This window comes from Amycolatopsis thermalba (genome assembly GCF_003385215.1).
GTDB classification, from domain to species: domain Bacteria; phylum Actinomycetota; class Actinomycetes; order Mycobacteriales; family Pseudonocardiaceae; genus Amycolatopsis_E; species Amycolatopsis_E thermalba.
In genome coordinates, this window is record NZ_PQHW01000020.1 from 39,472 (window position 1) to 60,112 (window position 20,641).

At 72.5% G+C, this 20,641-nt stretch carries 24 protein-coding genes; 8 read left to right on the forward strand and 16 right to left on the reverse strand.

Annotation, left to right across the window (positions count from 1 at the left end):
- Window position 1: 1 nt before the first annotated feature.
- Window positions 2-946 (reverse strand): oxidoreductase, encoded by a 945-nt coding sequence (locus D0D15_RS11315; RefSeq protein ID WP_094004309.1) that lies wholly within the window; start codon window positions 944-946, stop codon window positions 2-4.
- Between the two features lie 19 nt (window positions 947-965).
- Window positions 966-1,463 carry a hypothetical protein gene (locus D0D15_RS11320; protein WP_094004310.1) on the reverse strand — a complete coding sequence of 166 codons (498 nt, stop codon included), beginning with the start codon at window positions 1,461-1,463 and terminating at the stop codon, window positions 966-968.
- Window positions 1,464-1,591: 128 nt separating this feature from the next.
- On the opposite strand from D0D15_RS11320, the gene D0D15_RS11325 reads away from it, so the two are divergent.
- Complete coding sequence (locus D0D15_RS11325; protein ID WP_094004311.1) at window positions 1,592-2,185, forward strand: TetR/AcrR family transcriptional regulator; 594 nt, start codon at window positions 1,592-1,594, stop codon at window positions 2,183-2,185.
- A gap of 182 nt (window positions 2,186-2,367) precedes the next feature.
- Window positions 2,368-3,300: an LLM class F420-dependent oxidoreductase gene (locus D0D15_RS11330; protein WP_094004312.1), complete on the forward strand. Its 933-nt coding sequence runs from the start codon at window positions 2,368-2,370 to the stop codon at window positions 3,298-3,300.
- Between the two features lie 28 nt (window positions 3,301-3,328).
- On the opposite strand, the gene lipB is transcribed toward D0D15_RS11330, so the two are convergent.
- The 7 genes from lipB to lpdA form a co-directional block, all read right to left on the reverse strand.
- The gene (lipB, locus tag D0D15_RS11335; protein ID WP_369806775.1) at window positions 3,329-4,072 is read right to left on the reverse strand and encodes a lipoyl(octanoyl) transferase LipB; all 744 of its coding nucleotides are present in this window, start codon (window positions 4,070-4,072) and stop codon (window positions 3,329-3,331) included.
- Between the two features lie 10 nt (window positions 4,073-4,082).
- Complete coding sequence (locus D0D15_RS11340; protein WP_094004314.1) at window positions 4,083-4,715, reverse strand: phosphatase PAP2 family protein; 633 nt, start codon at window positions 4,713-4,715, stop codon at window positions 4,083-4,085.
- Complete coding sequence (locus D0D15_RS11345; protein WP_094004315.1) at window positions 4,712-5,590, reverse strand: TIGR01777 family oxidoreductase; 879 nt, start codon at window positions 5,588-5,590, stop codon at window positions 4,712-4,714. The genes D0D15_RS11340 and D0D15_RS11345 overlap by 4 nt, the downstream gene beginning before the upstream one ends.
- Window positions 5,591-5,631: 41 nt before the next feature.
- Window positions 5,632-6,084, reverse strand: a complete 453-nt coding sequence (locus tag D0D15_RS11350; protein ID WP_094004316.1) for an ArsR/SmtB family transcription factor — start codon at window positions 6,082-6,084, stop codon at window positions 5,632-5,634.
- A gap of 16 nt (window positions 6,085-6,100) precedes the next feature.
- Window positions 6,101-7,171 carry a serine hydrolase gene (locus tag D0D15_RS11355; protein WP_094004317.1) on the reverse strand — a complete coding sequence of 357 codons (1,071 nt, stop codon included), beginning with the start codon at window positions 7,169-7,171 and terminating at the stop codon, window positions 6,101-6,103.
- A gap of 66 nt (window positions 7,172-7,237) precedes the next feature.
- Window positions 7,238-9,004, reverse strand: a complete 1,767-nt coding sequence (gene sucB / locus D0D15_RS11360; RefSeq protein ID WP_115944414.1) for a 2-oxoglutarate dehydrogenase, E2 component, dihydrolipoamide succinyltransferase — start codon at window positions 9,002-9,004, stop codon at window positions 7,238-7,240.
- Between the two features lie 41 nt (window positions 9,005-9,045).
- Window positions 9,046-10,419, reverse strand: coding sequence for a dihydrolipoyl dehydrogenase (gene lpdA / locus D0D15_RS11365; protein ID WP_094004321.1), 1,374 nt, complete (start codon window positions 10,417-10,419; stop codon window positions 9,046-9,048).
- Window positions 10,420-10,557: 138 nt separating this feature from the next.
- Here lpdA and D0D15_RS11370 point away from each other — a divergent pair, with 138 nt between their 5' ends.
- Window positions 10,558-10,899, forward strand: a complete 342-nt coding sequence (locus D0D15_RS11370; protein WP_094004322.1) for an oxidoreductase — start codon at window positions 10,558-10,560, stop codon at window positions 10,897-10,899.
- A 2-nt stretch (window positions 10,900-10,901) separates the two neighbouring features.
- Here D0D15_RS11370 and D0D15_RS11375 read toward each other — a convergent pair whose 3' ends face one another.
- Window positions 10,902-11,093: a hypothetical protein gene (locus D0D15_RS11375; RefSeq protein WP_208646171.1), complete on the reverse strand. Its 192-nt coding sequence runs from the start codon at window positions 11,091-11,093 to the stop codon at window positions 10,902-10,904.
- 92 nt (window positions 11,094-11,185) lie between these two features.
- Window positions 11,186-12,691 (reverse strand): leucyl aminopeptidase, encoded by a 1,506-nt coding sequence (locus D0D15_RS11380; RefSeq protein ID WP_115944415.1) that lies wholly within the window; start codon window positions 12,689-12,691, stop codon window positions 11,186-11,188.
- A gap of 108 nt (window positions 12,692-12,799) precedes the next feature.
- Here D0D15_RS11380 and D0D15_RS11385 point away from each other — a divergent pair, with 108 nt between their 5' ends.
- Window positions 12,800-13,768 carry a hypothetical protein gene (locus D0D15_RS11385; protein ID WP_233157130.1) on the forward strand — a complete coding sequence of 323 codons (969 nt, stop codon included), beginning with the start codon at window positions 12,800-12,802 and terminating at the stop codon, window positions 13,766-13,768.
- On the opposite strand, the gene D0D15_RS11390 is transcribed toward D0D15_RS11385, so the two are convergent.
- A complete protein-coding gene (locus D0D15_RS11390) occupies window positions 13,737-14,045 on the reverse strand; it encodes a hypothetical protein (protein WP_094004326.1) in 309 nt (102 codons plus the stop codon). The two genes, D0D15_RS11385 and D0D15_RS11390, sit on opposite strands and share 32 nt — an antisense overlap.
- Before the next feature lie 60 nt (window positions 14,046-14,105).
- Between D0D15_RS11390 and D0D15_RS11395 the strand changes: the two genes are divergently transcribed.
- The gene (locus D0D15_RS11395) at window positions 14,106-15,209 is read left to right on the forward strand and encodes a branched-chain amino acid aminotransferase (protein WP_094004327.1); all 1,104 of its coding nucleotides are present in this window, start codon (window positions 14,106-14,108) and stop codon (window positions 15,207-15,209) included.
- A 238-nt stretch (window positions 15,210-15,447) separates the two neighbouring features.
- Here D0D15_RS11395 and D0D15_RS11400 read toward each other — a convergent pair whose 3' ends face one another.
- Window positions 15,448-16,386 (reverse strand): amidohydrolase family protein, encoded by a 939-nt coding sequence (locus D0D15_RS11400; RefSeq protein ID WP_233157131.1) that lies wholly within the window; start codon window positions 16,384-16,386, stop codon window positions 15,448-15,450.
- Between the two features lie 132 nt (window positions 16,387-16,518).
- Here D0D15_RS11400 and D0D15_RS36985 point away from each other — a divergent pair, with 132 nt between their 5' ends.
- Window positions 16,519-16,794, forward strand: a complete 276-nt coding sequence (locus tag D0D15_RS36985) for a MerR family transcriptional regulator (protein ID WP_233157132.1) — start codon at window positions 16,519-16,521, stop codon at window positions 16,792-16,794.
- Window positions 16,795-16,836: 42 nt separating this feature from the next.
- A complete protein-coding gene (locus tag D0D15_RS11405; protein ID WP_233157133.1) occupies window positions 16,837-17,319 on the forward strand; it encodes a TipAS antibiotic-recognition domain-containing protein in 483 nt (160 codons plus the stop codon).
- A gap of 7 nt (window positions 17,320-17,326) precedes the next feature.
- Here D0D15_RS11405 and cobT read toward each other — a convergent pair whose 3' ends face one another.
- From cobT to D0D15_RS11420, 3 genes are all read right to left on the reverse strand, one after another.
- A complete protein-coding gene (gene cobT / locus D0D15_RS11410; protein ID WP_094004328.1) occupies window positions 17,327-18,370 on the reverse strand; it encodes a nicotinate-nucleotide--dimethylbenzimidazole phosphoribosyltransferase in 1,044 nt (347 codons plus the stop codon).
- Window positions 18,371-18,385: 15 nt separating this feature from the next.
- Complete coding sequence (locus D0D15_RS11415) at window positions 18,386-19,375, reverse strand: aldo/keto reductase family protein (RefSeq protein ID WP_094004329.1); 990 nt, start codon at window positions 19,373-19,375, stop codon at window positions 18,386-18,388.
- Between the two features lie 62 nt (window positions 19,376-19,437).
- Window positions 19,438-20,094, reverse strand: coding sequence for a DUF3043 domain-containing protein (locus D0D15_RS11420; RefSeq protein WP_162830551.1), 657 nt, complete (start codon window positions 20,092-20,094; stop codon window positions 19,438-19,440).
- 174 nt (window positions 20,095-20,268) lie between these two features.
- Between D0D15_RS11420 and D0D15_RS11425 the strand changes: the two genes are divergently transcribed.
- Entirely contained in the window at window positions 20,269-20,640 is a 372-nt protein-coding gene (locus tag D0D15_RS11425; RefSeq protein ID WP_094004331.1) for a HesB/IscA family protein, read from the forward strand.
- Window position 20,641 lies beyond the last annotated feature (1 nt).

Genomic DNA, 20,641 nt, shown 5'->3' on the forward strand with positions numbered 1-20,641 from the left:
CCTACGCTGGGTCGGGGGTCACGCTGGTCAGTTTGGCCGTCAGCTCCCACAGCTTGCGGCCGGTCTCGCGGTCCAGCGCGGGGCGCAGCGGCGGCACCACGGTGGGGTTGCCGCGGATGCCGCGGAACAGGCGCGGGCCGATGTAGTCACCGCCGTTGACGTCCGGCGCGGTGGCCGCGATCAGTGACGGCAGCGCGCCCGTCCGGACACCCTGCGCGATGAGCAGGTCACCCAGGAAGGTCACCCCGCCGACGATCGCGCGCACGACCGGGTGGCCCTGCGCGTTGGCCATGTTCGAGTTCAGGCTGGTCGCCGTGTAGCCGGGGTGGGCGGCCACGCTGATCACGTCGTCACCGGCGGCGCGCAGGCGGCGGTCCAGTTCGAGCGCGAAGATCTGGTTGGCGATCTTCGACTGCGCGTACGCCGCGGCCGGGTTGTAGCGCCGGTGCTCGAAGCCGGGATCGTCGAAGTCGACGCGGCCACCGGTGGCGGCGAGGCTGGACAGCGTCACCACCCGGGCGTCCGTGCCGCGCCGCAGGGCGGGCATGAGCAGCCAGGTCAGTGCCGCGTGCCCCAGGTGGTTGGTGCCGAACTGCAGCTCGAAACCGTCCTTGGTGCGGCTCTTGGGCGCGGCCATCAGGCCGGCGTTGTTGATCAGGACGTCGAGCCTGCCGCCGGTGATCTCCTCGGTGCGCTGCGCGGCCGCGCGCACCGACGCGAGGTCGGCCAGGTCCAGGGAGATCAGTTCGGGGGCGACCGCCGCGGCCGCGGAAACGGTGCGCAGCGCCTGCTCACCGCGTTCCGGGTTGCGGCAGGCGATCAGCACGCGCGCGCCCTTGGCGGCCAGCACGAGGGAGGTTCGCAGACCGAGGCCGGAGTTCGCGCCGGTGACGAGCACCGTGCGGCCCGTCTGGTCGGGGATGTCGGCCTCGGTCCAGGTTGTCATGCCCGGATACTAGGGAAGATCACGCACTCGGGGCCAGCATCCGCAGCAGGCGGTTGAACGGCCGCGCGGGACGCAGGCCGGGGCCCTCGGTCAGCAGGGCCTCGAAGGCGGCGCCGACCTTGGCCACCTCCTCCACCGGCTCGTCCGGCTCCGCGAGCCCGGCCGCGACGGCGAGCATCGCCTGCTCGGCGCGGTGCGCGGTCTTCAGCGCGGGGTAGGAGTCCCGGTGGGTGGCGACGACCTCGTAGAGCGCGCGGTTGCGCCGCACGGCAGCGGTGAACGCCCGCTTGACCGCGTCCACGTGGTCGTCCTCGCCCTCGGTCTGGGCACGCAGGTGACCGCTGAGCAGCTGGGTCCAGCGGTAGTGCAGCGCGGCCATGAGGTTCTCGCGCGTGCCGAAGGCCTGCTCGGCTCCGGGGATCTCTTCGAAGGGCAGCGGGCCTCGCGGGTCGCGGGCCGCCGCGGTCAGGACGGCGTCCAGGATGTCGCGCCGCCGGTAGAAGTCGTTCCAGCTCATGGGTCCTCCACTGTTGTGACCCCGGCCATACTCTGGGTTTGAAGCATACTGTCGGTATGGTGCCGACACAGTGAACATACCACGGGTATGGAAACGGAAACCGGCGTAAGCTTGTGAGCGTGGTGACAATGCGGTCCAGGCGTCTCGACTATTCGGAGTCCACGCGGTCGGCCCTGGTGAACAGCGCGGTGGAGCTGTTCACCAAACGGGGCTACGCGAGCACTTCGCTCGATGAGGTCGCCAAGCGCGCCCGCGTCACCAAGGGTGCCCTGTATCACCATTTCAGTGGAAAGCAGGCGCTCTTCGAAGCGGCGTTCGAGAAGGTCGAGAGCCGGGTCTTCGGGCGCCTGGAAGAGATCATGGGCGGCAGCGGCACGCCGTGGGAGCGGGCGCTGGCCGGGCTGCGCGAGTTCATCTCCAGCTGCCTCGACCCGGCCTACCAGCGCATCGCGATCCACGAGGCGCCGGTGGTGATGGGCTGGGAGCGCTGGCGGGAGGCCGAGGACAGGGCGAGCTTCGGGCTGATCCGGTCGAGCCTGGAGGACCTGATCGAGGCGGGCGAGGTGGACGAGGTCCCGGTCGAGATCACCGCGCGGCTGCTGTTCGGAGCCCTGCACAGCGCGGCGACCGAGATCGCGAGCTCACCGGACCCGAAGAAGGTCGGCGCCCAGATCGAAGCGGTGATCGTGCAGCTGCTGCACCGGGTTCGGCGCACCGCCTAGCCTTTGCGTCGCGCCGCCATGCTTGCACCGCCGCGGGTTCTGAGGTGGTTCCTCGCGAGGACAGCGCCGACGTGGTGAACTGGCGTTCATGAGGAGGCGATCCCACAGCGAGGGGCCGCCTCAGGTTCCGCCACCCGCACCGCCACGCAAGCCGTTCACCGGATATTCCTTAGGGTGGGCTCGTGGACCTTCGGATTTTCACTGAGCCCCAGCAGGGCGCGAGCTACGACGATCTCCTGCGCGTCGCCAAGGCGACCGAGGACAACGGCTTCGACGCCTTCTTCCGTTCCGACCACTTCCTGAAGATGGGTTCCGCCTCCGGGCTGCCCGGCCCGACCGACGCGTGGGTGACCCTCGGCGCGCTGGCCCGCGAGACCTCCCGCATCCGGCTGGGCACGCTGGTCACCGCCGCCACCTTCCGCCACCCGTCGGTGCTGGCGATCTCCGTGGCGCAGGTCGACCAGATGTCCGGCGGCCGCGTCGACTTCGGTCTCGGCTCCGGCTGGTACGACGCCGAGCACCAGGCCTACGGCATCCCGATGCCGGAGATCAAGGAGCGCTTCGACCTCTACGCCGAGCAGCTGGAGATCATCACCGGCCTGTGGGAGACCCCCGAGGGCGAGACGTTCTCCTTCGACGGCAAGCACTACCAGCTCGCCGACGCGCCCGGGCTGCCCAAGCCGGCCCAGTCGCCGCGCCCGCCGGTGATCATCGGCGGCGGCGGCAAGAAGCGCACCCCGGCGCTGGCGGCGCGCTTCGCCAACGAGTTCAACGTCGCGTTCGTCGACGCGGCCACCGGCGCCGCCCAGTTCGAGCGCGTCGACGCCGCCTGCCGCGAGATCGGCCGCGACCCCCAGGAGATCATCCGGTCCGCGGCTCAGGTGGTGGCCGTCGGCAAGGACGACGCCGAGTTCGCCCGCCGCGCCGCCGCCATCGGCCGCGAGACCGGCGAGGTGAAGCAGAACGGCCTGGCCGGCACCGTCGACGAGGTGGTCGACAAGATCGGCCGCTTCCGCGAGGCCACCGGCGTCACCCGGCTGTACCTGCAGGTGCTGGACCTGTCCGACCTGGACCACCTCGAGCTGATCGCGTCGAAGGTCGCCCCGCAGCTGTGACCGCGCGTCCTCCGGCCCCGGGCGCGGCTCAGGGCCGGAGGGCGAACGTCACGCCCGGCGCGGCGGGCGCCGAGTCCTCGCGCCGCAGCCACCGGTCGTCCGACACCGCCAGCTCGCCGTCCAGCGCGGCCAGCACCGCGTCGCGGGCCAGGGGCAGCGCCTCGGCGACCGGGACGTCCCGCTCCAGCTCGAACGACAGCGACGTCACGCCGGCGTCCCGGATCCCGCACGGCACGATCTTGTCGAACGCGGTCAGGTCGGCGTTGCAGTTCAGCTCGAAGCCGTGCATCGTCACGCCGCGCTGCACGCGGATGCCGATGGCCGCGATCTTGCGCTCCGGCCCGCGCTCGTCGGCGGGCACCCACACGCCGCTGCGGCCCTCGACCCGTCCGGTGTAGACACCGAACTGGTCGCACACCCGGATCAGCGCCTCCTCCAGGCGACGCACGTAGTGCACGACGTCGATGGGGTCGCCCAGCTTCACGATCGGGTAGCCGACCAGCTGTCCCGGGCCGTGCCAGGTGATCTTGCCGCCGCGGTCGACGTCGATCACCGGCGTGCCGTCGGTGGGCCGGTCGGACTCCTCCGTGCGCTTGCCCGCGGTGTAGACCGAGGGGTGCTCCAGCAGCAGGAGCGTGTCCGACGCCTCTTCGCACTCCGCCCGCGCGGTCGCCAGCTCCCGCTGCAGCTCCCAGGCTCGCAGGTAGTCGATGGTGCCGACGTTCTTGACGGTGACGGGGGCGCCGGCGGCGCGGCAGGACTGTGGACTCACGTCTGGCAGGTTACGCCGCCCGCGCCGGCGACGGCACGGGCTGTGGCGGGAGCAACCGCACCGCCCAGCCGGTGACGAACCCGACGCCCAGCACGCCGAGGACGGCGCCGATGGTGTCGCTGACCCAGTGCACCCCGAGCACCACCCGGCTGGCCGCGCACAGCACGGTCGCGATCGAGAAGAACACCACGACCCACTTCGTCAGCTTCGGCGCCAGCCACAGGCACAGCAGCGTCGCCGCGAGGCCGGTGCTGGAGATCGACACCACGTGCCCGCTGGGGTAGCTGAACTCCGGGTACTCGCGCGGCCGGTCACGGTCGAACAGCGGTTTGAACACCACGCTCACCAGCCGGGTCGTGGCGAGCACGGCCAGCACCCGCAGGCCGACGCCGGCCTGGTAGCGCATGCCGCGGCGCCAGCACACCAGGATCCCGATGGCCAGCGCGATCGCGAACGTCGCGGGCACGACCGGCCCGAACACGTCGCTGACGATCTGCGCCACCCGGCCCGGGGTGTCCCGCCACCAGCCCTGCACCAGGCCCGCCACGGCCCGGTCGACGGCGTACGGCGGCCGGGCGACGGCCACGCCCAGCCCGAGGAACAGGACGAAGAACGCGCCGCCGAGCGGGAGCCACCTGGTCACAGGGCCACCGCCAGTGCGCCCTCCAGGTCGGTGTGCACGAACGTGAACCCGGCCTTCTCCAGTACCGCGGGGACCGCGCGCTGCGAGATCAGCGCCATCTCGTCGGCCACCTCGCCGAGCGCGGCGCGCAGCGCGAAACCGGGCACCCACCACGGCGCCGGCCGACGCAGCGCGTGCCCGAGCGCGCGGGTGAACTCGGCGTTGGTCGCCGGTTCCGGGTTGCACAGGTTCACCGGGCCGGACAGCGTCTCGTGTTCGAGGAGGAACCGCACCGCGGCCACGTGGTCACGCAGGCTGATCCACGGCATGTACTGCCCGCCGTCGCCGAGCCGCCCGCCCAGGCCGAGCCAGAACAGCGGCTTCAGCGGCCCGATCAGGCCGCCCTTCGCGAGCACCAGGCCGGTGCGCAGGTTGACCACGCGGGAACCGGCCTCGGCCGCGGGTGCCGTCGCCTCCTCCCACGCCTCGCACAGCTCGGCCAGGAAGCCGTCGCCCCGCGGCGAGTCCTCGGTGACGACCGTGTCGCCGGTGTCGCCGTAGTAGCCGACGCCGGAGGCGTTCACCAGCGCCGGGATCCGGTACTCGGCGACCGCTTCGGCGAGGACCTCGGTCGGCTCGACGCGGCTGTCCCGGATCATCTGCTTGCGGGCCGCGCTCCACCGCAGTCCCATCGGCGAGCCGCACAGGTTGACGACGGTGCTGACGTCCTCGAAGGCGCGGTCGTCGATCCGCCCGGCCGGCGGGTCCCACGAGTGTTCGTCCGCGGCCCGGGCCGGGCGCCGCACCAGGCGGCGCACGTCGTGCCCGGAGTCGCGCAGCGCGGCGACGAGCGCCGAGCCGAGGAGCCCGCTGGAGCCGGCGATCAGAACTCGCATACCCCGATGGTTGCGCACGCCGCCGGTTCGCGCACGTTCCCTCACCGCAGTTGCCCGGCGACGTCGGCGGCCGCGGTCAGCAGCACGAGCACCGGGATCGTGGCGCGGGCGGGCAACCGGTAGCTGCCGCGCTTGTCCGGCTCGACGATCCCGGCGCCGGTGAGTGCTTTGAGGTGGTGGTAGAGCTGCCCGGTCGAGCCGAGGCCGGCGGCTTCCTGGAGGGCGGCGGCCGGCTGCGGCCCGCTCGCGGCCAGCGCCCGCACGATCGCCAGGCGCGCCGGATTGCCCAGCGCCGCCAGGACTTCCGCGCGCGGACCGTCGTCCAGGGCCAGCGCGCGGGCCGGGGTGACGGTGATCTCCCACTCGAGTTCGAGCGGCTCCTCGGTGCGGCCGCGGTAAGCGACCACACCGGTCCCGTCCGCCCTGGCGCCGCTTTCCAGCGCGGCCACCCGGCGTTCCAGGTCCGCCAGACGGTTGAGCACGTCGTCGTTCACGGACCCAGCATGACGGTCAGCCGCGCAGTGCCCGCACGAACCCGTCGAAACCCTCCCGCGTGGACAGTGCGGCGAGCCCGGCGCGCACGAACGGCCCCTGGTGGGCGAAATCCGCGTCGGCCACGTCGTCGAGCAGGAGCGCGAGGGTCGCGGCGCGTCCGCCCGGCCACCGCACGGTCATCCCGGCGGTCAGCACGCGCGGCAGGCTGCCGCCCTTGAACGCGACCGCCGCGGCGCCGGGCGGGACGAGCGCGGCGAAGGGCTCCTCCAGGTGCCGCCGCACGACGGTCTCGCCGAAGCGTCCGGACGCGAGCGCGCGGTGCATCGCGAACAACCCGGCCGCGCTCCCGCGCCCGTGCCCGCGCGTCCAGGCCACCTGGGCGTCGGCACCCGGCGCGGTCTGGAAGCGGGCGAGCACCTCGTCCCGGAACGCCGGCTCGGTGGCGAACCGGCGCGCCAGCCGGTCGCCCGCGGCGGGCCGCAGCGCGGGGGAGCGCGGGAGGAACTCGGGGAACAGCAGCAGGAGCACCTCGCCGCAGAACGACCGGAGGTCGGGCCGGAGCCAGCCGCCGCGGGCGGCCGCGGCGGTCAGGGCCCGGTCGCCGAGGCGGTCGCGCAGGTAGTCCGCCGCGGCGTTGTCGCTGAAGACGATCATCGCGCGGGCCAGCCGGTCCAGCGGGACCGTCGCGTCGGGGTCGAGCGCGTTGCCCCGGTCCGTGTGCGGGATGCCGAGTTCCCGGAGGGCGGACAGGTGGGCGCCGCCGTCGCCGCCGAACGGGTAGAACGCCTCCCAGTCGCCGAGCCGCACCGGCTCGTCCGGGTTCAGGCCATGCTCGACCGCGGCGGCGTAGGCGGCGAGGTGCACGACCTTGATCGTGGACGCCAGGACCTGCGGGGCGTGCGGCCGGTGCGCCACCCGGCGCCCGTCGGCGTCCACGGCCAAGGCGCCGACCTGGTCGCGGTGCCGGGCGATCCAGTCGAACCAGCCCTGCGGGGTGGACGTGTCGGCGACCGCGGTCGCGGGCACGGCGAGCGTGGCCGCGCCGGCGAGTGCCGCGGAGCCGAGCAGCGTGCGCCGGGAAAGCACGAAGACCCCCTCCTCCAGTTTTCCGTAATTACGGAATACCGGCGGAGGGGGTCCCCGGTCAAGCGGTTACAGGCCCAGCTCGTCCTCGAAGTGGCCCTCTTCGAGGCGGTTCTTGATCGTGGTCAGGAACCGGCCCGCGTCGGCGCCGTCGATCAGGCGGTGGTCGTAGGTCAGGGCCAGGTAGGCCATCGACCGGATGGCGATGGTGTCCTGCCCCTCGGCGTCGGTGACCACGACCGGCCGCTTCACCACCGCGCCGACGCCCAGGATCCCGGACTGCGGCTGGTTGATGATCGGCGTGTCGAACAGGGCGCCGTTGCTGCCCAGGTTGGTCACCGTGAAGGTACCGCCCGACAGCTCGTCCGGCTTGATCTTGTTCGCGCGCCTGCTCGCCGCGATGTCGGCGATCGCCCGGGCCAGGCCGGCCAGGTTCAGCTCGCCCGCCTTGTGGATCACCGGCGAGAGGAGACCGCGGTCGGTGTCCACCGCGACGGCGAGGTGCTCCTCGCCGAAGTAGGTGATCTCCTTCTTCTCCTCGTCCAGGTAGGCGTTGATGTTCGGGTGCTGCTTGAGCGCCTCGACCGTCGCCTTGGCGAAGAACGGCAGGAACGTGAGCTTCACGCCCTCCCGCTCCTGGAAGGCGGCCTTCGCCTGCTGGCGCAGCCGGGCGATCTTGGTGACGTCCACCTCGAACACCTGGGTCAGCTGCGCCGAGCTCTGCAGCGACTCGCGGGTGCGCTGCGCGATGACCTGGCGGATCCGCGTCGCCTTCTGCACGGTGCCGCGCAGCGCGGCCAGCTCCGGCGACGGGGCCGCGGGGGCCTTCGCCACGGGGGCGCTCGGCGCGGCGGCCGGGGCCTGCGCGGCGGGAGCCGGAGCGCTCTGCTTCTGCTTCGCCTCGGCCGCCGCCAGCACGTCCTGCTTGCGGATGCGGCCGCCGACACCGCTGCCGGTCACCGTCGCCAGGTCGATGCCGTGCTCGGTGGCGAGCTTGCGGACCAGCGGGGTGACGTACGGGCCGCTGCCGTTGCCGTCGCTCGCGGCCGGGGCGGCCTGCGGCTGCGGAGCCGGCTGCTGCGGCGCGGGCTGCTGCGGCGCGGGGGCCTGCGCGGCCGGGGCCGGCTCGGGCTTCGGTTCCGGCTTCGGCTCGGGCTTGGGCTCCGGCGCCTTCTGCTGCTCCTGCTGCGGGGCGGGCGCGGCGCTCGCGTCGCCGATGATGGCGAGCGTGCCGCCGACCTCGACGGTCTCGTCCTCCTGCACGCTGATCTCCAGCAGGGTGCCGGCGATCGGCGACGGGACCTCGGTGTCGACCTTGTCGGTCGAGATCTCCAGCAGCGGCTCGTCGACCGCGACCGTGTCGCCGACCGACTTCAGCCAGCGGGTGACGGTGCCCTCGGTGACGCTCTCGCCCAGCTCGGGCAGCGTGACCGGCGTGCCCTGAGCAGAACCACCCTGGGCAGAACCACCCTGAGCGGAACCACTGGGGGCGGGCTGCGCCTCCTGTTGCTGCGGGGCGGCCTGCTGCTGCGGCTCGGGCTCCGGCTCGGCCTGCTGCGCGGGCGCCTGCTCCTGCGCCGGAGCGGAACCGCCGCCGGAACCGTCGTCGATCACGGCGAGCTCGCCGCCCACCTCGACGGTCTCGTCCTCCTGGGCGACGATCTTCTGCAGCGTGCCGGCGACCGGCGACGGGACCTCGGTGTCGACCTTGTCGGTGGAGATCTCCAGCAGCGGCTCGTCGACCGCGACCGTGTCACCCTCCTGCTTCAGCCAGCGGGTGACGGTGCCCTCGGTGACGCTCTCGCCGAGCTCCGGCAGTGTGACGGAGAAGGCCATCGTGAATTGACTCCCTTGAATCTTGTCGGCTGCGGTCCGGCTCAGCTGTGCACGTGCAGTGGCTTGCCGGCCAGGGCGAGGTGTGCTTCGCCGAGGGCTTCGGTCTGGGTCGGGTGGGCGTGGATCAGCGGAGCGACGTCCTCCGGGAAGGCCTCCCAGTTGTAGATCAGCTGGGCTTCGCCGATCAGTTCGCCGACCCGGTCCCCGACCAGGTGCAGGCCGACGACCGGCCCGTCCGGCGCCTTGATCACCTTGATCGCGCCGGAAGTCTTGAGGATCTGGCTCTTGCCGTTGCCGGCCAGGTCGTACGTGAAGGTCTTCACGTCGGAGCCGTAGCGTTCCTTCGCCGCCGCCTCGGTCAGGCCCACGGAGGCGACCTCGGGGTGGCTGTAGGTGACGCGCGGGATGCCCGCCTCGTCGATCGCCTTCGGCTGCAGCCCGGCGATCTCCTCGGCGACGAAGATGCCCTGGGCGAAGCCGCGGTGCGCGAGCTGCAGGCCGGGCACGATGTCGCCGACGGCGTAGACGTTCGGCAGGTTGGTGCGCAGGCGCTCGTCGGTGAGGACGAAACCGCGCTCCATCTTGACGCCGGCCTCCTCGTAGCCGTGCCCCGCGGTGTTCGGGCCGCGGCCGACGGCGACCAGCAGCAGGTCGGCCTCCAGCGTCTCACCGGATTCCAGGGACACGGTCACCCCGTTGTCGTCCTGCTTGGCGCCGGTGAACTTCACGCCGGTCTTGAAGCCGATCTTGCGCCGGCGGAACGCGCGCTCGAGCTGCTTGCTGGCGAACTCGTCCTCGGCCGGGACCAGCCGCGGCAGCGCCTCGACGATCGTCACGTCCACGCCGAAGGAGGCCCACACGCTGGCGAACTCGACGCCGATGACGCCGCCGCCGAGCACGACGACCTTCTCCGGGATCCAGTCCAGGGTCAGCGCCTCGTCGCTGGCGATGATCCGGCCGCCCAGCTCCAGGCCCGGCAGGGTCTTCGAGTACGAGCCGGTGGCCAGGATCAGGTTCTTGCCCGTGTACCGGGTGCCGTCCACCTCGACCGTGGTGCCGCCGACGAACGTGCCGGTGCCCTCGACGACGGTGACCTTGTGGGCCTTCGCCAGGCCCTGCAGCCCCTTGTAGAGGCGGCTGATGACCCCGTCCTTGTACTTGTGGACGCCGGCGATGTCGACGCCCTCCAGGGTGGTCTTCACACCGAACTGCTCGCCCTCGCGGGCGGTGTCGGCGACCTCGGCGGCGTGGAGCAGTGCCTTGGTCGGGATGCAGCCGCGATGCAGGCACGTCCCGCCCAGTTTGTCCTTCTCGATCAGGATGACGGACTGGCCCAGCTCCGCGGCGCGGAAAGCCGCGGCGTAGCCGCCGGATCCGCCACCGAGGATCACCAGGTCGGCGCCAGCGTCGCTCACGTCATTTACTCCTCGTTTTACGTCCAAACCCTCATCATCTTGTCACTACGGAGTCCGGCCCTGCGAGGTAGCCGGGTGTGTTAATCGGCGCACTTCTGATCGCCGGGATAATGGCGGGGGAGGGCCGGCGGAGATGAGGTGGTCGAGGTGGGTCTGTTCGACGGTCTGAAGCGCAGGCGCGGCGCCGGGAAACCGGGCACGCTGCGCCGTGCCAGCGACGCTGACCTGCGTCATCTGGAGGGCTGGGCGGCCGCGCGGCGGGGCGTCGAGGCGTTCGTGGAGCCGCGGACGACGGTCACCGAGACCACGGTCGTCCTGGTCGCGCACGACGGCGAATGGACGCGGCGGCGGATCGGCAGCCTGGACGCCGCGCAGCAGTTCGGGCGCAAGCATTCGATCCCGGTCTACGAGGTCGCGAAAGTCGGTTACCCCAAGCGCATGCGCGAATACACAGAGCGGCAGAAGCGCGCCGGGGGCTGACGTCAGTCCAGGTCGGACGGATCGAGGACGAAGCGGTAGCGGACGTCGCCCCGCGCCAGGCACTCGTTGACCCTGGCCGAGGGGAGCACCTCGGCGACGGCGGTGATCCCGTGCGGCGCGGAGGCGAGCACGGCGGCGGTCGCGGGCCTGCCACCGCTGCCCGCCGAGCGAGCTTCCTGCGCCGGGCTAGCCACGTCTACGCCGCGACGGCCGGGGAGCCCGGCGACGTCCACGACCGCCGCCGAGCGCTCCTCCGCGAAACCGTCCGCCGCGCCGTGACCCCGGGCTAGCCCTGGTCGGCGATGTCCGCCAGCACCGCGGCGATGGTGCGCACCGGGACGCCCGTGCCGCCCTTGCCGGTGTAGCCCCACGGGCCGCCGGTGTTGAACGACGGGCCCGCGATGTCGATGTGCGCCCACGGCAGGCCCTCGGCGACGAACTCGCGCAGGAAGATGCCCGCGGCGAGCATCCCGCCCCAGCGGTGCCCGGTCACGTTCGCCAGGTCGGCCAGCCGCGAGTCCAGGTCGCCGCGCAGCTCCTCGGGCAGCGGCATCGGCCAGCCGCCCTCGCCGGTCGCCTGCGCGATCGCGGCCACCCGGTCGCGGAACTCGTCCGAGCCCATGATCCCGGCCGTGCGGTTGCCCAGCGCGACCATCTGCGCGCCGGTCAGCGTCGAGGTCTCGATCAGGTAGTCCGGGTCGTCCTCGGCGGCGCGGACCATCGCGTCGGCCAGCACCAGGCGGCCCTCGGCGTCGGTGTTGAGCACCTCGACGGTCTTGCCGCCGTACATGCGCAGCACGTCACCCGGGCGGTAGGAGGTGCCCGAGGGCAGGTTCTCCGCGAGCGGGATGTTGGCGGTCACCTCGAGCGGGTACTTGAGCTTGGCCGCGAGCACCACGGAGGCGAGCACCGCGGCGGCCCCGGACATGTCCGAGGTCATGTGGTCCATGTTCGCGGCCGGCTTGATCGAGATGCCGCCCGAGTCGAACGTGATGCCCTTGCCCACCAGCGCGACCTTCTTCGCCGCCTTCGGGCCCTTGTACGACACCCGCACCAGCCGCGGCGGGCGGGACGAGCCGCCGCCGACGCCGAGGATGCCGCCGAAACCCTTGCGCTTGAGCTGCTTCTCGTCGAGCACCTCGAAGTCCAGGTCGTTGGCCTCGGCCAGCTTGCGGGCGCGCTCGGCGAAGGAGGCCGGGAACAGGTCGTTCGGCGGGGTGTTGATCAGGTCGCGGGCGATGATCACGGCCTCGGCGATCGCCGTCGCGGCCTTGAGCGTCGCGGTGTGCGCCCGCTTGGTGCCCTCGGCGGGCGAGACGAAGTCGACCGCGGCCACCGGCGCGTCGCCGGGCTCGGACTTGTACTCGGTGAACTTGTAGGCGCCCAGCGCGGTGCCCTCCACCGCGGCCTGCAGGTCGACAGCGGACAGTGTGCACACCGCCCGCGCGGTGCAGGCCAGCGCGCGCCCGGCGGCGCCCGCGGCGCGGCGCACCTGCTCGGCGGTCACGGTGCCGTCGTCGGCGGCCTTGCCCACGCCGACGGCCAGCACGACCGCGGCGGGCAGCTTGCCCAGCGTGGGCAGCTTGACGACCTCCTCGGCCTTGCCGGTCGCGCCCACGGTCGCCAGCAGCTCGGCGAGCTTCCCGTCGAAGGCCGCGTCGACGGCCTCGGCACCCGGCGCCAGCGTCACGGCCTTGTCGCCCTGCAGCGTCCCGATCACGACGACCTCGGCCCGGCTCTTGCCGAGCGCGGCGCCGGTGTTCTCGATCAGGGCTAACTTCGGCACGGTCACTTGTGGCTCCTCGCGCATCCATCGACGGTCGTGCCGGGTCGGGTACCCGGCCGGGTAGTGAGCCATGCTAATGAGGACGGAGCCCGGCGGGAGAGGCAGGTGGTGGGCGTGCGGCTGGCGGCGGGGCTGCTGATCGCGCTGGCCGTGGGCGCGCGGGCGGGCGGCTGGTGGCTGCTCGGTGGCGCGGTGGTGGCGGCGCTGCTGGCGTTCTGCGTGCCGCGGACCCCCGCGCTGGAGCCGAACCCGGCCCGGCTGCTGGCCGCGACGCGCCTGGTGTCCCGGCTCGCGCTGGTGCCGCTGTTCGCCGCGGTGTTCGCCGCCTACCTGTTCCCGGACCAGCCGTGGGCGGGCGCGGTCGTCGCGCTCGTGATCACCGCCGCCGACGCCGCCGGGTTGCGGCTGGCCCGGTACGCGCGGGCGTGGCTGCTGGGTGTCCTGCTGGTCGCCGGGGCCGGGTTCGTGGCGCTGAGCTTCGCGATCGAGCCCGCGCAACCGGTGACCGCGCCGCAGTTCACGATCGGCGGGCTGTGCGCGGCGGGCGCGGTGCTGTTCCCGTTGCTGCCCCGGCACAACCCGCCCTGGCTCGCGGGCTCGGTGGTGGCGGTGCTGGCGATCGGCGCGGGTGCGCTGTACCAGCTCGGCCCGGTGCGGCTGGCGCTGTCCGGGGTGCCCGTCCGCGACGCGCTGGCGGCGCTGGACGGTCAGGTGCTGGATCCGTTGCTGGCCGGGGTCGTCGTCCTGTCCACTGTGCCCGCCGCGCTGCTCGCGCTGGGCGAGGCGCGGGCGGAACTGTCCTGGCCGCGGGTGTCCGTCGCGTGTGGACTGATCGCCGCGGTGGTGGCCGTGCTGCTGGACCCGGATCAGGCGCTGCTGCTGGCCGCCGCGGCCGCGCTGGCCGAGGTGCTGGTGACCGCGGTGCTGTCGATGATCGCCGGGATCACCGTGCGCGCCGTGATCGCGGCGGTACTGGCCGTGACGCTGCTGGCCTGGCTGCCGCCGGTGTATCTACTGGGGACGGTCGCCGCCGTCGCGGCGGGCACCGTCGTCACGCGACGAGCAGGAACGCCACCACGGTGATCAGCGCGGTGGCGACCGCGAGGATGATCACCGACTTGGCCGGCAGGTCGCGCGGGAACACCTTCTTGTCGTGGATGCTGCGCCACCACACGATTCCGAAGATGCCGCCGACCAGGCCGATGATCCCGCCGAACACCCCGAGCAGGGCGTAGCCGAGGAGCGTCAGCTCACCCACCGCGAAGGTGAGCAGGATGGCGGTGAGGAACGTCTTGACGTCGGAGGCGGGTCCGGCGGACACCGAGTTCGGTGTGGCGGGCTGCGGCACGTTGGCGGTCACGCGGTCATGGTAGGGGAGTAGGTGATTCTCGGAAGTCCAACTAACCGTTATCCTGGTCGAATGACGACCACGTTGCCCTTCACCCGTACCCCGCACCCGTCTCCCGCTTCGGCGGAGCGTGTAGCCGAGGTACTGGCGAAGCCGGGCTTCGGGACGTTCTTCACCGACCACATGGTCTCGATCAAGTACAGCAACGACCGCGGCTGGTACGACGCGAACGTCGGCCCCTACGAGCCGATCGTGCTCGACCCCGCCACGTCGGTGCTGCACTACGCGCAGGCGATCTTCGAGGGCCTGAAGGTCTACCGGCAGCCGGACGGATCGGTCGCGGCGTTCCGCCCGGACGCCAACGCGGCGCGTTTCCGCCGGTCCGCGGCCCGCATCGCGATGCCGGAGCTGCCCGAGGAGCTGTTCCTCGGCTCCCTGCACGAGCTGATGGCGGTCGACGAGCGCTGGGTGCCCACCAACCCGGGCGACACGCTGTACCTGCGGCCGTTCATGATCTCCACCTCGGTGGGGCTCGGCGTGAACGCACCCGCCACCGAGTACCTGTACCTGGTGATCGCCTCGCCGGCCGGCTCGTACTTCACCGGCGGGGTCAAGCCGGTGAGCGTGTGGCTGTCCACCGAGTACGTGCGGGCGGCCCCGGGCGGCACCGGCGCGGCGAAGTTCGCCGGCAACTACGCGGCGTCCTTCGTGGCCCAGGCGCAGGCCGTCGAGCAGGGCTGCGACCAGGTGGTGTGGCTCGACGCGGTGGAGCGCCGCTACGTCGAGGAGATGGGCGGCATGAACCTGTTCTTCGTGTTCGGCTCGGGCGCGGACGCCCGGATCGTCACGCCGGAACTGTCCGGTTCGCTGCTGCCCGGCGTCACGCGCGACTCGCTGATCAAGCTGGCCGCCGACCACGGCCTGGGCATCGAGGAGCGCCGCATCTCCACCGACGAGTGGGAGAAGTCGGCCGCGTCCGGTGAGCTGACCGAGGTGTTCGCGTGCGGCACCGCGGCGGTCATCACGCCGGTCGGCCGGGTCAAGCACGCCGGCGGCGAGTTCACCATCGCGGGCGGCCAGCCCGGCGAGGTGACGATGAAGCTGCGCGCCGAGCTGACCGGCATCCAGGACGGCACGCGCCCCGACCCGCACGGCTGGATGCACAAGCTGTCCTGATCGTTGTTTCGACAAGGGCCACCCCGCCGGTTCCGGTGAGGTGGCCCTTGTCGCGTCACCACGGGTGGTGGCGCTGCACGCGCACGGTTCGCGGGTCGATCCACGAGGGCCTGTCGAGCTGGAAACCTGTCCGCATCCAGGAAGCGCGCCGGGACCGCTTCCGCGTCCGGTGGGCGCACCCACTGATGGACCAGCCCGCGCAGGGGCACTTGATCGTCGGGTCCGAAGTGATCATGTCTCAACTCCTCGGGTTGCCGTGGAACTCGGCCAGCCGCTCCCGGACGGCGGCCATGACCTTCTCGGTCTGCGCGCGGAGAGCGGCCAGTCCGTCGCGCTCGTCGGCCGAGCCGACGTAGGCGCCGAGGTCGGCGCGGACGCCCTGCTTCCACACGGCCGCCACCTGCTGTGTGCTGGTGATGTCCTGGTCGGGTCGCCCGTCGACGAGGACCAGGTCCGCGCGCAGTCCCGGGCGGATCCGGCCCCGGTCGCGGAGACCGAACACGTCGGCCGTGCGCGCGGTGGCCGCGGTGAGGGCCGCGGCCGGGCCGATGCCCGCGGCCACGAGACGCTCGAGTTCGCGGTGGACGCTCGCGCCGTGGGCGGTTCCGGGGTTGGGCGCGTCCGTGCCGACCAGCAGACGCACGCCGGCCTCGTGCAGCCGGCGGGCGTTGCCGGCCGGCACCGTGAAGTCCGGGAGTTCCGGGGACATCCACCGGTCCGCCTGCCGTTCGAGGACCCCCGACCAGGCCGGACCCAGGAGCCGGGCCAGCGCGGGCCGGGCGAGCAGCGGCACCCCGGGACCGTCCTCGCCGGGGAAGCCGTCGGCCACCGCCAAGGTCGTGATCACCGCGACGCCCGCCTCGGCGATGGCCTCGACCTGGCCCTCGGTGAGAGGGTCGAAGGGCACGTGGGCCAGGACGTCCACGCCTGTCGGCAGCAGGTCCACCGCACCGCGGGCCGTGGACACGTGTGCCGCCACGACCAGGCCGGCGCGGTGCGCGGCCTCGACGAGCGCGGCGATCGTCGGCACGTCCAGGGACGGCATGGGCATCGGACCGCCGCCCGTGCCGTCGTCGTACAGGACCTTCAGGTGGGTGGCTCCCTCGGCCACCCGGTCGGCGACGAACGCCGCCGCGTCCTGCGGGCCCGTCACGTAGGGGAAGGGCGCGTACATCATCGTGGGATGTCCGCCGGGAGCCGTGGCCGATGCTGGACGACCGCACGTCGGCCGCCTCCGGTCCCGCGCCCTGCGCCATCGCCACGCGCACCGTGGGCGGCGTGTGACGACCACGGTAAAAGTTGACACGATGTGAAGGTCAAGCTTGTGGACGAGCGGTTTTCGATCAGCCAGGTCGTGAAGGCCTCCGGCGTGTCCGCGCGGATGCTCCGCCACTACGACGCGATCGGACTGCTCCCGCCGGGTTCGGTGAGCAGCAACGGATACCGCTGGTACGGCCGGGCGGAACTGCTCCGGCTGCAGCGCATCATGATGCTGCGCCGCCTCGGCCTCGGGCTCGCGGAGATCGGCGAGGTGCTGCGGAGCCAGATCGTCGAGGCGGCCGCGCTGCGCGGGCACCCGGCGTAGCTGGAAGACGAGCGGCGCCACCTCGACCAGGTCATCGCCACCGTGCGGGAGACCATCGCCGACCTCGACGAGGCCCGGATCCGCGATCCCGAGCGGTTCTTCGCCGGCTTGCGGGAGGACCGGGCCGCCATGCGGCGCACCCTGCGGGCGACCTTCGGCGAGGGAACCGACGCGGCCTTCGACGCCGCCGAAGCCGCGCAGGACGGTCTCACCGCCGCGGACTACGAACACGCCGCCGCCCGGAGTGCGGCCCTGTTCCGGCGGCTCGCCCGGGTGATGCGCACCGGGGCCGCGCCGGACGAGCCCGCCGCACTCGACGCGGTCGCCGATCACTACGAGTCCGTGCGCCTGCACTGGGAACCCACGCCCCGGGCGTACGCCGCTCTGGGCGGGTTGTACGTGACCGACTCGCAACGGTCGATGGCCGAGGAGGCCGACCCGGACCTCCCGGCCTGGCTGGCCGCGGCCATCGATGCCTACGCGCGGCGCCGTCTGGGGCTGGCGGAGGGGGAAGCCGGGACCTGACGCCGGATCAAGCGTTCGGCGGCGCGACTCCGGCTTCGGCGTGCGTGGGCAGGTCCGTGAGCATCCGGGCGGCCGTGACCAGCAGCGGGAGCGCCGTCGCGGCGCCGGTGCCGTCGCCGAGCCGGATGCCCAGGTCGGCGATCGGCTTCAGGTCGAGGTGCTCCAGCACCATCCGGTGCGCCGGCTCGGCGTCGCGGTGGGCGGCCTGCCACCACGAGCGCGCGCCGGGCGCCAGTTCCTCGGCCACCAGCGCGGCCGCGCCCACCGCGAGGCCGTCCAGCAGCACCGGGGTCCGGCGGACCGCGGCCTGCGCCAGGAAACCGGTCAGCGCGGCCAGATCCGCGCCGCCCGCCGTGCGGAGCAGCGCGACCGGATCGGGCAGCACGGCGCGGGCCCGGCGCAGCGCGTCCCGGATCGCGGCGGCCTTGCGCATCCAGGCGTTGTCGTCGATGCCCGATCCGCGGCCCACCACGGCCACCGGCTCGGCCCCGGTCAGCGCGGCGACCAGCACCGCGGCCGGCGTGCTCACCCCGACCCCGACGCTGCCCGCGACGAGCAGGTCGGTGCCCTCGTCCACCTCGGCGTCCGCGATCGCCATCCCGGCCCGCAGCGCGGCCTGCACCTCGTCTTCGGTGAGGGCGTCCTCGACGTCGATCGACCCGGAGCCGGCCCGGACCTTGAACTCGGCGACCGGCGTCTCCCCGTCGACCGAGATGTCGGCGACGCGCAGCCCGGCGCCGGCCACGGCCGCGGCGACCGCGACCGGGCCGGAGCCCTTGAGCAGGGTGCTCACCAGCTGCGCGGTGGCCTCCGGCCGGTAGGCGGAGACGCCCTTGGCGGCGATCCCGTGGTCCCCGGCGAACACGATCACGCGGGGCCGCTGGAACCGCCGCGGCGGCACCGAGCCCTGGCACGCCGCGACCCACGCGCCGAGCGCCTCCAGCTGACCCAGCGAGTCGACCGGCTTGAGCAGCTCGGCGTGTCGGCGCAGGGCCTCGGCGCGGGCGGGCTCGTCGGGCTGGGGGACGTCGGCGAACGACACGTCAGTCACGGCGCCAACTTATCGTCAGCCCGCGCGGGCGGTCAGGCGCGGATCCTCCTCGACGACGCCGAGCAGGACCGAGTCGATCTCGGTGAGCAGGTCGGCGTCGAGCTTCACGCCGGCCGCCTTGACGTTCTCGTGCACCTGCTCCGGCCGGGAGGCGCCGACGATCGCGGAGGCGACGTTCGGGTTCTGCAGCACCCACGCCACCGCCAGCTGCGCGAGCGTCAGCCCGGCCCGCGCGGCCAGTGGCTCCAGCCGGGCGACGCGCTCGAGCACCTCGTCCTGCAGGAACCGCTGCACGAACCGCGAGCCGTTCTCGTCGGTGGCGCGCGATCCGGCGGGCGGCGGCTGGCCCGGCTTGTACTTGCCGGTCAGCACCCCCTGCGCGATGGGCGACCAGACGATCTGGCTCAGCCCCTCCCGCTCGCTCGCGGGCACGACCTGGGCTTCGATGACGCGCCAGAGCATGTTGTACTGCGGCTGGTTCGACACGAACGGGATCCGCAGCTCGCGGGCCAGCGCCGCGCCGCGCGTGATCTCCTCGGCGTTCCACTCCGACACCCCGATGTAGAGCACCTTGCCCTGGCGGACCAGATCGGCGAAGGCCGACATGGTCTCCTCCAGCGGCACGGTCGGGTCGAACCGGTGCGCCTGGTAGAGGTCGATGTGATCGGTCTGCAGGCGCTTCAGCGACGCGTGGCAGGACTCGATGATGTGCTTGCGGCCCAGGCCGCGGTCGTTCGGACCGCCGGGGCCGGTCGGCCAGAACACCTTGGTGCAGATCTCCAGGCTCTCCCGGCGCTGACCGGCCAGCCCCCGCCCGAGCACCGACTCCGCCACGGTGTTCGCGTAGACGTCGGCGGTGTCGAAGGTGGTGATCCCGGCGTCGAGCGCGGCCTTGATGCAGGCCTGGGCCTGCTCCTCGGCGATCTGGGACCCGTGGGTGAGCCAGTTCCCGTAGGCGATCTCACTGACGGACAGGCCACTGCGGCCGAGACGGCGAAACTCCATGGCCGGCAGCCTACTCGGAAATGGTTCGCCTTGCTAACGACCTGGAGTGGCTCCAGCCGGGGTCAGGAGACCTTGTCGCCCACCTTGACGCGCGGCTTCGGCATCCGGAGCTTGCGGATCTGGCTCGCCCGCACGAACGCGTACCACCCCAGCGACCGACCGCTGATGTTCTCCTTCGGGAACTTCTCGCGGGCCAGCCGGGCGATGCGGCGGCCGTTGAAGTAGCCCTCGACGGCCATCACGAGGATGGCGGCCATGCACAGCAGCGTCACGTACTGCTGGATCGCCGGGTAGGGCACCAGCAGCACGACGAACACGACGATGGCCAGCGGCATGAACGCGCCCAGGAAGTGGCGGCGCGAGTCGACCAGGTCGCGCACGTACGCCTTGACCGGGCCCTTGTCGCGCGGCAGCAGGTAGCGGTCGTCGCCGGCGGCCATCCGCTCCTGGCGCTCCTTGGCCAGGCGGCGGCGCTCTTCCTTGCTCACCGGGTTCGACTTGCGCAGCTCGCGGTTGCGCTTCATCGCCTCCCGCATGGTCCGTGGCGGCGGCGCGACCGGGCCGCGGCGCTTGCCCTCGGCCTCCTTGCGCTTCGGCGTCGGCCTGCCCTTGGCCGGGGTGTAGCCCCGGGTGTGAGATTCGACGCTTTCGGCCACCTCGGCGGCCTCGCTTTCGGGGCTGTCTGCGGTGGTCGTGCTGTTACGACGGAGAAACCTCACTCGACCAGCTTATTCCAGACACCGGCGTCCGTGTTCATCCCCCTCGGGGATGTGTAACCATGGGATCAGCGCCAAGGCGGGAAACCAGCCCGGGAACAGATCGGGTGGCACTGGTGTTTCCAGTAGGGAGGAGCACCCCCCACCCGGTGCACGGCAAGACCCCGAGGGAGAGCTATGACTGCCGCTGAGCAGACCAGCACGCAGGCCGAGGCCGAGGCCACCCACGGCGTGACCTTGAGCGACGCCGCGGCGAGCAAGGCGAAGGCCCTGCTCGACCAGGAAGGCCGCGACGACATGCACCTGCGCATCGCGGTCCAGCCCGGTGGTTGCGCGGGCCTGCGCTACCAGCTGTTCTTCGACGAGCGCACGCTCGACGGCGACCTGTTCCGCGAGTTCGACGGCCTGCGCGTGGCGGTCGACCGGATGAGCGCGCCGTACGTCGAGGGCGCGGTGATCGACTTCGTCGACTCGATCGAGAAGCAGGGCTTCACCATCGAGAACCCGAACGCCACGGGCTCCTGCGCCTGCGGTGACTCGTTCCACTGAG